The 11,720-nt window shown below is 56.9% G+C and carries 9 protein-coding genes and 1 tRNA gene; 4 read left to right on the forward strand and 6 right to left on the reverse strand.

What is annotated here, in order from left to right; all coding sequences use genetic code 11:
- Positions 1-114: 114 nt before the first annotated feature.
- Positions 115-1,728, reverse strand: coding sequence for a fumarate hydratase (locus tag B5E60_RS10295; protein WP_087311413.1), 1,614 nt, complete (start codon positions 1,726-1,728; stop codon positions 115-117).
- A gap of 194 nt (positions 1,729-1,922) precedes the next feature.
- On the opposite strand from B5E60_RS10295, the gene B5E60_RS10300 reads away from it, so the two are divergent.
- A complete protein-coding gene (locus B5E60_RS10300; RefSeq protein ID WP_087311414.1) occupies positions 1,923-2,924 on the forward strand; it encodes a class II fructose-bisphosphate aldolase in 1,002 nt (333 codons plus the stop codon).
- 99 nt (positions 2,925-3,023) lie between these two features.
- Here the strand turns inward: B5E60_RS10300 and B5E60_RS10305 are convergent, their stop codons facing one another.
- From B5E60_RS10305 to B5E60_RS10315, 3 genes are all read right to left on the reverse strand, one after another.
- Positions 3,024-3,473, reverse strand: a complete 450-nt coding sequence (locus B5E60_RS10305) for a hypothetical protein (RefSeq protein WP_087311415.1) — start codon at positions 3,471-3,473, stop codon at positions 3,024-3,026.
- 15 nt (positions 3,474-3,488) lie between these two features.
- Positions 3,489-4,445 carry an alpha/beta hydrolase gene (locus B5E60_RS10310; RefSeq protein ID WP_087311416.1) on the reverse strand — a complete coding sequence of 319 codons (957 nt, stop codon included), beginning with the start codon at positions 4,443-4,445 and terminating at the stop codon, positions 3,489-3,491.
- A 171-nt stretch (positions 4,446-4,616) separates the two neighbouring features.
- Positions 4,617-5,567, reverse strand: a complete 951-nt coding sequence (locus B5E60_RS10315; RefSeq protein WP_087311417.1) for an NAD-dependent epimerase/dehydratase family protein — start codon at positions 5,565-5,567, stop codon at positions 4,617-4,619.
- A 113-nt stretch (positions 5,568-5,680) separates the two neighbouring features.
- Here B5E60_RS10315 and B5E60_RS10320 point away from each other — a divergent pair.
- Both B5E60_RS10320 and B5E60_RS10325 read left to right on the forward strand, forming a co-directional pair.
- Positions 5,681-5,752, forward strand: a tRNA-Thr gene (locus tag B5E60_RS10320).
- Between the two features lie 229 nt (positions 5,753-5,981).
- Entirely contained in the window at positions 5,982-7,046 is a 1,065-nt protein-coding gene (locus B5E60_RS10325; RefSeq protein WP_162611630.1) for a site-specific integrase, read from the forward strand.
- 353 nt (positions 7,047-7,399) lie between these two features.
- On the opposite strand, the gene B5E60_RS10330 is transcribed toward B5E60_RS10325, so the two are convergent.
- A complete protein-coding gene (locus B5E60_RS10330) occupies positions 7,400-9,034 on the reverse strand; it encodes a ribulokinase (protein ID WP_087311419.1) in 1,635 nt (544 codons plus the stop codon).
- A gap of 12 nt (positions 9,035-9,046) precedes the next feature.
- Positions 9,047-10,189, reverse strand: a complete 1,143-nt coding sequence (locus B5E60_RS10335; RefSeq protein ID WP_087311420.1) for a DUF6786 family protein — start codon at positions 10,187-10,189, stop codon at positions 9,047-9,049.
- A 112-nt stretch (positions 10,190-10,301) separates the two neighbouring features.
- Here B5E60_RS10335 and B5E60_RS10340 point away from each other — a divergent pair, with 112 nt between their 5' ends.
- Positions 10,302-11,360 (forward strand): LacI family DNA-binding transcriptional regulator, encoded by a 1,059-nt coding sequence (locus tag B5E60_RS10340; RefSeq protein ID WP_087311421.1) that lies wholly within the window; start codon positions 10,302-10,304, stop codon positions 11,358-11,360.
- Positions 11,361-11,720: the final 360 nt, after the last annotated feature.

The following is an 11,720-nucleotide window of genomic DNA, read 5'->3' on the forward strand; positions in this document are numbered from 1 at the left end:
CCCGCACGACGTTTGCCGCCTGACGGTGTTCCGGGGCCCGAGGAGGGTTCTCGCCCCCTCAGCCGAAATTACAACGCAACTTCCAGCCCTTTAGTATCTCCCGAGGGCGGATTTTCAGTGCTTGAATTCGGCGAAGAAGTCGTTGCCCTTGTCGTCGACGATGATGAAGGCCGGGAAGTTCTCGACATAGATCTTGCGCACGGCCTCCATGCCCAGTTCGGGGAAGTCGACCACCTCGACCGACTTGATCGAGTTCTTGGCCAGAATGGCGGCCGGACCGCCGATCGAACCGAGGTAGAATCCGCCGTTGGCCTTGCAGGCATCCGTGACGGCCTGCGAGCGGTTGCCCTTGGCCACCATCACCAGCGAACCGCCGTGTTTCTGGAACAGATCCACGTAGGGGTCCATACGTCCGGCCGTCGTCGGGCCGAACGATCCCGAAGCCATGCCCTGCGGCGTCTTGGCCGGACCGGCGTAGTAGACCGGGTGTTTCTTGAAGTATTCGGGCATCGGCTTGCCCTCGTCGAGCATCTGCTTGATGCGGGCGTGGGCGATGTCGCGGGCCACGATGAGCGTACCGCGCAGGTTCAGACGCGTCTTGATCGGGTATTTGGTCAGGATCTCGCGCACCTTGTCCATACCCTCGTCCAGGTCGATGTCCACCGCGGGCGACATGGCCGGAGCCTCGGCCGGCAGGAAGCGGGCCGGATTCTTCTCCAGCTCCTCGAGGAAGATACCCTCGGGCGTGATCTTGGCCTTGATGTTGCGGTCGGCCGAGCAGCTGACGCCGATGGCCACCGGGCACGAGGCGGCGTGGCGCGGAGCGCGGATCACGCGTACGTCATGCACCAGGTACTTGCCGCCGAACTGGGCACCCACACCGCTCTCGCGGCAGATCTTCAGCACCTTCTCCTCCCACTCCAGATCGCGGAAGCAGCGGCCGCCCTCGTTGCCCGAGGTGGGCAGCTCGTCGAGATAGCCGGCCGAAGCCTTCTTCACGGTCGAGAGGCACATTTCGGCCGACGTGCCGCCGATGCAGATGGCCAGGTGGTAGGGCGGGCAGGCCGACGTGCCGAGGTCGAAGATATGCTGCTGGATGAACTTCGTCAGCGACTCCTCGTTGAGCAGCGCCTTGGTCTGCTGGTAGAGGAAGGTTTTGTTGGCCGAGCCGCCGCCCTTGGTGATGAAGAGGAATTCATACTCCATGCCGGGTTTGCCGCCGTAGATGTCGATCTGCGCCGGGAGGTTCGTGCCGGAGTTCTTCTCGTCGATCATCGAGAAGGGCACCACCTGCGAGTAGCGCAGGTTGCGGTCGCGGTAGGTCTCGTAGACGCCGCGGGCGATGCACTCGGCATCGTCGGCTCCGGTCCACACGTCCTCACCCTTGTGGGCGATGCAGATGGCCGTACCCGTATCCTGGCAGGTCGGGAGTTCGCCCTCGGCCGCCACGCACTGGTTCAGCAGCATCGTATAGGCCACGAACTTGTCGTTGTCCGTCGCTTCGGGATCCTCGAGGATGTTGCGCAGCTTCTGCAGGTGCGCCGGACGCAGGTAGAACGAAACGTCGCTGTAGGCGGCCTTCGACAAGAGTTCCAGCCCCTTCGGATCAACCTTCAGGATCTTGCGGCCGTCGCACTCCACGACCTTTACGTAATCCTTCGTCAAAAGACGATACTGAGTTTTGTCCGCCTCGATCGGGAACGGCTCCTGATAGATGAATTCTGCCATGATCGTATGTGTTTGTTGTTGTTTGCGCCGTGTATCGGTGTTTTCGCTACGGCAAAAGTACAAAAAACAATCCGGATTGTACAAACTATTTCCGACCCTCTGTTATTTTTTTCACAAAAAGAGATTATTATTTAGATTTTTTAGTAAATTTGTGCGGTTTTTGATGAGACTCAAATTCTCTAACAACTAATATTATGGTATCGTACAAAGATCTGGGCCTCGTGAACACCCGTGAGATGTTTGCCAAGGCCATCAAGGGAGGTTATGCCGTTCCGGCATTCAACTTCAACAACATGGAGCAGCTCCAGGCCATTATCCAGGCCGCTGCCGAGACCAAGTCGCCGGTGATCCTGCAGGTATCGAAGGGCGCCCGCAACTACGCCAACCAGACCCTGCTGCGCTACATGGCCGAAGGTGCCGTGGAGTATGCCAAGGAGCTGGGCTGGGCTCATCCCCAGATCGTGCTGCACCTCGACCACGGAGATTCGTTCGAGCTCTGCAAGAGCTGCGTCGACATGGGCTTCTCGTCGGTGATGATCGACGGCTCGTCGCTGCCCTATGACGAGAACGTCGCCCTGACGAAGAAGGTCGTCGAATACGCTCACCAGTTCGACGTAACGGTCGAGGGCGAGCTGGGCGTGCTGGCCGGCGTCGAGGACGAGGTTTCCGCCGCCGAGAGCCACTACACCAAACCCGAGGAGGTTGTTGACTTCGTTACGAAGACCGGCGTAGACTCGCTGGCCATCTCGATCGGCACCTCGCACGGAGCCTACAAGTTCACCCCCGAGCAGTGCACCGTTGACCCGAAGACGGGCCGTCTGGTTCCGCCCCCACTGGCATTCGACGTGCTGGAGGCCATCGAGAAGGAGCTTCCGGGCTTCCCCATCGTGCTCCACGGATCGTCGTCGGTTCCCCAGGAGGAGGTCGACACGATCAACAAGTACGGCGGTGCGCTGAAGGCTGCCGTAGGTATTCCCGAGGAGGAGCTGCGCAAGGCCGCCAAGAGCGCCGTCTGCAAGATCAACATCGACTCCGACTCGCGTCTGGCCATGACCGCCGCCATCCGCAAGGTCTTCGCCACGAATCCTGCCGAGTTCGACCCCCGCAAGTACCTGGGTCCGGCTCGCGACAACATGAAGAAGCTCTACATCCACAAGATCAAGGAAGTTCTGGGGTCGGACGGCAAGGCCGAATAATCGGAGCATTCCGAAAAGTAAAAACCGGGGGTTCGCAGGAACCTCCGGTTTTTTGTGGTGCAAAGCCGGGCAAGCAGAAGTCGGGAATTGGCAACCGGTTTATTTTACAGTCACCCGGAAACGACACTCCGAGCCACCGGCCAATACCGTTTCAAGCGTCTCCACCTCAACAACTCGCCCGGGCAATAATGTCTCCAACACATAGAGAATACTCTGACGCGAGCATTCACAATGGGTCGGAGCCGCCACAAATCCCGCCTCAACCTGCGGGCACAAACAACGCGGATACCCCATCTCATAAACCCGCCCCGGCTCAATGACATCAGCGAAGAAAAACGGGGTCCTCCCATATTTCGCATACTGCCGATCGAGGTCACAGCCACACTCTTCAAATTGCCGACGCAACTCGAGCAACACGCCGTCGCGGACACACGCCTCGGCACAAGGACGATAAAGCCGGGCCCTGACCTCGGCAGGCAGCCGACCGATCGACTCTTCAAGCATACGATAAAACGTTGCACTCCTCGACATCTCCCCGTTCTTATCCATTGTCTTCCCTGTATTTCAATTCACGGGAATATACCTCCCGACAAACTCGCCCACGCGCCGCGTATACTCCTCGCGCTGATCGTGATACGACATGGCGTGCGTCGCCTCCGGCACGATCCACAACTCCTTCGCGCCGGGTTTGGCCTCATACAGCGGATAGACCATCCATGTCGGCACATAGTCGTCCGCATCGCCGTGGATGAACAACATCGGAAGGCCGCACCGGGCCACCTGCTTCAGCGCCGACGCCTCGCGGAACGTCCAGCCGAACTTCACGCCGCACAGCCCGCTGGCCACATCCAGCAGCGGAAAGGCCGGCAGGTGGAACTGCTCGCGAAGCTCCTTCGCAAACTCGTCCCAGACGCTCGTGTAGCCGCAATCCTCGACGAAACACCGCACGTAGGGCTGCTGCACCTCGCCCGAGACCATCATCGTCGTGGCGGCTCCCATCGAGATGCCGTGGACCACCATCCGTGTCGCCCCGCCGAAGAGCCCGTTGGCAATCTCCATCCAGCGCAGCACGTCGAGCCGGTCCTTCCACCCCATCTGGATGGCGCGACCCGCACTCTCCCCGTGGTAGTAGAGATCCGGCAGCAGGATGTTGAACCCCAGGTCGCAGTTGTAGAGGTAGCCGATCATCAGCATCCGCACGGCATTGTCCGTGTAGCCGTGAACGATGACCGCCGTGCGGTCCGTGGGCTGCGGGGCCCGCACGTAAAGGGCATGCAGCCGTTCACCCTCGCGCCCGAGGATCGACGTATCGCGCAGCGCCCCCACCCGGCGGAGGCTGTCGACCCACGGCCGCAGGAAGGGATACTCCTCATACATATATTTATAGGAGGAGGCATTCTTGGCCTCGATCGTCGCCTGCGGCTGCAACGAATAGCGCAACAGATAGAGACTTCCTCCCACGAGAAGTGCCGCCACAATCGCCACAGCGATGACCACACCCCGAAAAATCCGTTTTTTCATGCTTGTCCGTACATTTGAATCTTACGAAAAAGCCGTCGGAGCAAATATCCTGCCCCGACGGTCTTTCCATGGGTCATACGATCCGCATCCGGGCGCCAGCGCCACAATCGGCCGGACAAGCAAAGGAGTCCGGGTGCCGCATGGGCGGATGACGGGAGCGGAAAATGCCGATCAGTTCTTGCCCAGTTTGGTGCGGATGTGAGCCAACATGTCGTCGGTCATGCGCGAAAGGTCCCATTCGGGTTTCCAGCCCCACTCCTCGCGGGCGCAGGTGTCGTCCAGCGAATTGGGCCAGCTCTCGGCGATCTCCTTCTTCACGGGGTCGATGTCGTAGTTCATCGTGAAGTCGGGCAGCCGCTTCCGGATCTCGGCATAGATGATCTCCGGCGTGAAGCTCATCGATGCGAGGTTGAAGCTGTTGCGGTGGACGAGCTTCGAGGGGTCGGCCTCCATCAGCTCCACGCAAGCGCGCAGGGCATCGGGCATGTAGATCATGTCCATATAGACGTCGCCCGGAACGGGACAGGTGAAGTGCCCGCTGCGAATAGCCTCGTAGTAGATCTCCACGGCATAGTCGGTCGTACCGCCACCGGGCAGCGTGACGTTCGAGATGATGCCCGGGAAGCGCACCGAACGCGTATCAACGCCATACTTGTGATGGTAATAGTTGCTCAGCAGTTCACCCGTAACCTTGCAGACGCCATAGATGGTCGTCGGCTGCATGATGGTATCCTGCGGAGTCTTGTCCTTGGGCGACGTGGGGCCGAAGGCTCCGATCGACGAGGGGGTGAAGAGGGAACAATGGTGCTGGCGGGCCACTTCAAGGGAGTTGTTCAGCGCGCCCATATTGACATTCCAGGCCATCTGGGGGTTGCGCTCGCCGACAGCCGAGAGCAGCGCCACGAGGTTGAAGATGGCATCAACGTGGTAACGGGCCACGACCGAGGCCATGGCCGTAGCATCGAGGGCATTCAACACCTCGAAGGGTCCATCCTCGCCCAGATTGCGGCATTCGCGCATATCGGTGGCCACGACATTCGAGCCGCCATAAATCCCGCGCAAAAAGACTGTCAGCTCGGAACCAATCTGGCCTCCGGCACCTACTATCAGAATACGTTTCATCGGGTTTAAGTTATAATTTGGTAGTAAAGATAGAAAATATTTGGGAAAAACGCATATTTTTTTGGTCAATTCATTTTTCTTATGTACTTTTGCACCACTCAACGGAGGAAACTGCTGTTGTAGCTCAGTGGTAGAGCACTTCCTTGGTAAGGAAGAGGTCACGAGTTCAAGCCTCGTCAACAGCTCTGGAAGGCGACGCGAAAAGACGCCGAAACAAGCAAAAAGCCTTATGTATCCATGATATGTAAGGCTTTTTCATTTTGTACGGTTCTTGTGCCTGCAGATGCAGACAGGCAGTCCGAGGCCAAATCGGGACTATTCCGAGCAAAAACAGGAGATTTTCGGCGTTTTGTTACACATAATGTTACACATAGAGTTCTGACAACCCGTGTTGTTTGCATAATACGCAAACACATGAAAATCAAAGCAATTTGCCGCACCGAGATCATTTACAAAAACGGCAAGTCTCCTTTGGCAATCCGCTTCACCCACCAACGAGCCCACAAACTCGTCTCGCTCGGCATCTCCGTTGAACCGCGCTACTGGGACAAAGAGGCTGAAATGCTGACAGCAGCCTGTCCAGATCGCGCTATCCTGCAAAGTAAGATCGACAGCACGCTGGCCTCTTATCGCAAGAAGATTCAACGACTGGAGGCTTTGGACGTGACAGTCGATTTCAGTACGCTGTTCGGAACCGCATCCAAATATACGCCACAGTTTGTAGGCACCTATTTCAGGGAAAGAATCTCGGATATGAAGCGGGCAGGGAAAATCAATACAGCCATCAAATATGCAGCAACCCAAACCTCCCTCGGCAAGTTTCATCCCGCACCTTTACGGTTTGAAGAGATAACCCTCACGCTACTGAACGAGTTTGAATACTTCCTGCATAACGAGGGGAATCAGCCAAACTCGATTGCCACGAAATTCAGCGTACTCAAGGCTGTTTACAACAAAGCTATTGTCGATAAGATTTTCCTTTGCAAAGAAAACCCGTTCCTGCTATATAAGGTCGGAAAACATTGGACAGCAACCCGCAAACGAGCCATCCACAAAGAGGACATCCAGCGATTGATGCAGACAGAACTACCCCCAACAAGGTCACGTTATGCCGAATTTGCTCGGGACATCTTTCTGTTTTCATACTTCTCGGCGGGAATCAACTTCAAGGACATCGCCACCTTACGCCATGCCGACATGGACGAGGGACGGATTTACTACCGCCGTCACAAAACGGGGAAGCCAATGACCTGCCGTTTGCATCCATTGGCACAGCAAATTATCAACAAGTACATCCGTAAGGGCTCCTCGCAAGAGGATTATATCTTCCCGATTCTCGACCGTCACGAACACCGCACCGAACAACAAATCCACAATCGAGTGCATAAGGTGCTGGTTCACATAAATCGAGAGTTGAAAGCATGGAGCAAACTGTTAGGGCTAACAACGACCCTTACAACCTACATGGCAAGGCATTGATTTCAGAAATATCCGCTGAATGATAAATATTTACAGAAGTCCGCCAGTTGAGAGCTAACGATTTGGAGACGAGCGATATTCTCTGAATCGCTCAATTTTGCATAACTAGATTAGAAAGAACGCTTGATTGTGTTGCAAAGATAATATTAAGTTCCATTCAGTAAACCCTCATGGGCAAAGTGAAACGTTACAATACACTTCATGCATACTTAAAAAGCAATTAATTTCCAATTCAATATCATGCTTCATTCATTTTTACAATAAAATTAATTTTAAGAACATTATTACACGCTAAAAGACAAGGGATTGGTAAAAAAATCACCAATCCCTTGTTTGAAATGCACATCATCAATCTAACTATTCTTCTGGCTTTGCCCGAAGCTCTGGTAACGGGCGTAGAGTTTGTCGTAGATGGCCTGCCGCTGCGGGTCGGGGGTGTATTCGGCCGAAAATCCCGGCTTCATCACCTGCTGTGCCGTTGCGATGTCGGGATGGACGCCGCTGACGACCGAGGCGAACATGGCGGCTCCCAAGGCGCACGCCTGGTCGCTGTCCAGCACGCGGATCTTCATGCCGGCAATGTCGGCCATGGTCTGCATGACGAAGGGCGATTTGCGGGCAATGCCGCCGATGGCGATCACCTCGTCGATGCTGACACCCTCTTCGCGGAAGCGTTCGTTGATGGCCCGTGATCCGAAGGCCGTCGCTTCGACCAGTGCCTTGAAGACGGCCGGCGCCGAGGTGCCCAGCGTCAGCCCTTCGATGGCACCGCGCATGCGGGGATCGAGGTCCGGTGTCCGGCGTCCGTTGTGCCAGTCGAGAGCCACGGGGTCCTCCTCCGTGACGGGCAGTTTTTGCGCCTCCTCCGTCAGCCGGTTGAGAATCTCGCCTTCGAGGTCGCTCCGCTCGGGGCACAGCTGCGGCAGGGGCCACGCCAGCATGCGGCGGAACCAGGCGTATATGTCGCCGAAGGCCGATTGCCCGGCCTCGAGCCCGACCAGCCCGGGGAGGACCGAGCCGTCGACCTGTCCGCATATGCCGCGGACGGCCTTGTCGCCGATCTCGTCATACGTGGCGACGGCAATGTCGCAGGTCGAGGTGCCCATCACCTTTACCAGCGTTCCGGGGCGGATGCCCGCTCCGACGGCCCCGAAATGGCAGTCGATGGCCCCGATGCCGATGGCGATGCCGGCCCGGAGTCCCAGGCGGCGGGCCCACTCCTCGGTGAGGTGTCCGACGCATTCGTCGGCCGTCGAGGTCCGTGTGTAGAGGTGTCCCCGGAACAAGTTGTACAGCGGGTCGACAGCCTCGAAAAACGAAGCCGCGGGGAGGCCTCCCCATGTCTCGTGCCACATGGCCTTGTGCCCGGCCACGCAACGGCTGCGGGGCATGGTCTCGGGACGGGTGTTGCCGGTGAGCACACCGGCCATCCAGTCGCAATGCTCCACCCACGAATAGGCCTTTTCGCGCAGTTCGGGGGCGTGGCGCAGGACGTGCAGCATCTTGGCCCATGCCCATTCGCAGGAGTATGAACCGCCGCTGTAACGGGTGTAGTCAATCTCCCAGCGTTTCGATAGGGCGTTGATCTCGTCCGCTTCGGCAAGGGCCGTGTGGTCTTTCCAGAGGATGAACATCGCATCGGGGTGTTCGGCAAATTCGGGTAACAGCGACAGCGGTGTGCCGGTCGCATCGGTCAGGACGGGGGTCGAGGCCGTTGTGTCGAAACTGATGCCGCAGATCCGTGCGGCAACCTCCGGACCACATGCCTGCAGGGCCTCGCGGATGCACTGCTCGAGCGATTCGAGGTAGTCGAGCGGGTGTTGGCGGTATTGGTTCCGGCGGGGATCGCAGTAGAGTCCCTGCTTCCAGCGCGGATAGGTTACGACGGCGGTCGCTACGGTCGCTCCGTCCTTCGTGTCGACGACGAGACTCCGTACGGAATCGCTACCGAAGTCGATTCCGATGGTGTAGGTAGTTTCGGGTTGCATGGTGTGTATGTTTTAGAGTTTGAATGCATTTTTCACGGCCGCGGCCCCTCCCGGGACAATCGCCTCGAGAACGGCATCCAGACCGGTGGGCTCTCCCGTCAGGTGGTAGACCTCCTGGATGTGAGTCTTCGATGCTCCGGGTTGCAGGAAGGCGGCCGACGACGAGGTTTCGAGTTCGTAGAAGGGACCCATGATCTCGCCGGTCTCCGTGGGGCCGTCGTTGTAGGCGTTGATGACATCGCCGCCGAACGGGTCATCCTGATGGCCCCAGCGGCTGTCCACGTAGCGGTCGCCCTCGGTCGAGCGGGTGTGGCGGATGAGGGTGATGCAGCCGGCCTTGGGGTCGTAGCTGCCGCAGCAGCCGGTGTCGCGGCCTGCCGGGATGCCGATCTTGGAGCGGAAAGCTCCGTCGATGCGCATGCAGACCAGTCCCGGGCTGACCCGGAGCCGGTTGGCCGGCATCGCCCCGAAATAGTCGCTGCGGACGATCTCGCCCGAGCCGGGGTTGGCGTAGGGGATGAAGACGGTTGTCGAGGTCGTGGGCGGGAACATGCCGAGCATCCAGATCGAAGGGGCCCCGCTTTGGGGAGTCCAGGCCTGTTCCCCGAGGTTGGTGATGCGGTTCACGCTGCGGTAGATGACGGTGTCGAGCCTGCCCGCGGCCGGAATCTTGCGCAGAAATTCGGATTCGGCGGGGCGGAGCAGCTCGATGCTGCGTTCGATGCCGATCCGGAACCGGTGTCCGGATGCGTTTCCCAGTTCCACCTCCTGCATCAGCCGGACTTTGCGCTTCGAAGCCTCGGCAACCGCGAACGGCAGGGTGTCGAGAGCTGCCGGGACGCGCCAGTTCTCATAGTTCTGCGCAGCTCCGGGTGCAAAATAAAAGGAATAGGGGCCGCCTTCCGGTCCGAGCCAGAAGCGCTCCTCGCCGCCTACGGGGTTGAAATGCGGGAGGGTGGATTTCGATGCGATCAACGGGCGGTTGATCCATCCGAAACCCGCTCCCCGTTCGCCGCGGGCCGTGGAGGTCATCACCCGTCCCTGCCATTGGGGGACGATGCAGACTCGTGCCCCGGCAGGTGTTTCGTCGGAGAGTTCGAGGGTTTCGATCTGGCAGGATTTCAGAAAATCCAGCTCCTCTGCATAGTTTCTCATGTCGGATGGAATAAAAAAAGGTGGAAAAAAATTTGTTTGTTAAAACGTTTTAATTACCTTTGCAAAGGTAACGAAAATTTCTATCCCTCCAAATTATCCGACAGATAAAAAAATGGGAGAACGGACTCGTAAGATAACAATCAAGGATATTGCCGCGGAAGCCGGGGTTTCGATCGCCTTGGTGTCGTTTGTCATGAACGGCAAATCGGACGGAAAGGGCGGCTACCGGGTCAACAAGGAGACGGCCGAACGGATTCGATCTGTGGCAGAACGTCTTAATTATCAGCCGAATGATGCGGCCAGAATGCTACGAAGCGGCAAGACCAACACGATCGGGGTCATCGTTTCGGATATCTCGAACAAGTTCTTTGCCGACATTGCGCGCTGCATCGAGGACCGGGCCTATAAACATAAGTATACGGTGCTGTTCGGCAGTACGGACGAGAACCCGCAGAAGCTGGAAAACCTGATCGAAGTATTCCGCAACAAGGGAATCGACGGCCTGATCGTCGTTCCCTGTGAAGGTGCCGAACCGACGCTCCGCAAGTTGGCCAATGAGAATTTCCCGCTGGTCCTGCTCGACCGGGAGGTTCCCGGCGCCGATCTGAGCAGTGTGGTGCTCAATAACCGGCGGGCGGGTTCTCAAGTGACGGAAGTGCTTGTCCGCCAGGGATTCCGGCGGATCGAAATGGTCTCCTATTCGATGAATCTTTCGAATATCCGCGAGCGCGAGGAGGGGTATCGCTCCTGCATGACGGAGAATGGCCTGGGCGAATATGTCCGGATCCATCACCTGCGTCATGAACGCCTGGAGCGGATTGTAGAGGTGTTGCGCGATGCACAGACGCGACAGGTCGAGGCTTTTGTCTTTGCGACCAATACGCTGGCAATGCAGGGTGTAACGGCCATGTTCAGAATGGGTTGGCAGATTCCGCGCGATTTTTCGATGGCGTGTTTCGATACGAACGAAGCGTTCGATCTTTACCGGACGGCGGCGGCGTGTGTGAGCCAGCCGATCGAGCGCTTCGGGGCTGAGGCGCTGGATTTGTTGATCAAGAGCATCGAACACAGGGATCAGCCGATGGCCTGTACACGGATCGTATTGACTCCTGAAATTGTGGAGTATGATGTCGACGATATAGTTGAAACGAAAGTCTTGGTGACGGAATGATTCATTGATTTGTAATCAGAATTTTTAAGAATCGAAACAACGGTTGGTTGTTAGTACCATATCTTTGTATTTTGTTATTGGGGTATTTGGATGGGGTAGCTAAAACGTTTTATATCAAATCCCTTCACCTTTGATATAGTTTGTTCATTTCGTTGATGTTAAAAGTTTGTTTGATTTCTGAGGTATAAACAACCGGGTTGAAGATTGTATTTGTGTCGGTTGCGGAATTTTCAATCATAGAATCACTAGTGTCCGGTAAAAAATCATGAAAGTTCTTTGAAAATATTGATGATTAGGAATTTACAGAGATAAAACGAGCGCAACGATTTGAATTTATCTTTGCCAGACTATCGTAGAATG

Source organism: Alistipes sp. An116, assembly GCF_002161005.1.
In the GTDB taxonomy this organism is placed as follows: domain Bacteria; phylum Bacteroidota; class Bacteroidia; order Bacteroidales; family Rikenellaceae; genus Alistipes; species Alistipes megaguti.

Bases quoted from the DNA above. Each gene is read 5' to 3' on its own strand.
- B5E60_RS10295 (WP_087311413.1), bottom strand. From the start codon at position 1,728: ATGGCAGAATTCATCTATCAGGAGCCGTTCCCGATCGAGGCGGACAAA.
- B5E60_RS10310 (WP_087311416.1), bottom strand. From the start codon at position 4,445: ATGAAAAAACGGATTTTTCGGGGTGTGGTCATCGCTGTGGCGATTGTG.
- B5E60_RS10325 (WP_162611630.1), top strand. From the start codon at position 5,982: ATGAAAATCAAAGCAATTTGCCGCACCGAGATCATTTACAAAAACGGC.
- B5E60_RS10300 (WP_087311414.1), top strand. From the start codon at position 1,923: ATGGTATCGTACAAAGATCTGGGCCTCGTGAACACCCGTGAGATGTTT.
- B5E60_RS10305 (WP_087311415.1), bottom strand. From the start codon at position 3,473: ATGGATAAGAACGGGGAGATGTCGAGGAGTGCAACGTTTTATCGTATG.
- B5E60_RS10340 (WP_087311421.1), top strand. From the start codon at position 10,302: ATGGGAGAACGGACTCGTAAGATAACAATCAAGGATATTGCCGCGGAA.
- B5E60_RS10335 (WP_087311420.1), bottom strand. From the start codon at position 10,189: ATGAGAAACTATGCAGAGGAGCTGGATTTTCTGAAATCCTGCCAGATC.
- B5E60_RS10315 (WP_087311417.1), bottom strand. From the start codon at position 5,567: ATGAAACGTATTCTGATAGTAGGTGCCGGAGGCCAGATTGGTTCCGAG.
- B5E60_RS10330 (WP_087311419.1), bottom strand. From the start codon at position 9,034: ATGCAACCCGAAACTACCTACACCATCGGAATCGACTTCGGTAGCGAT.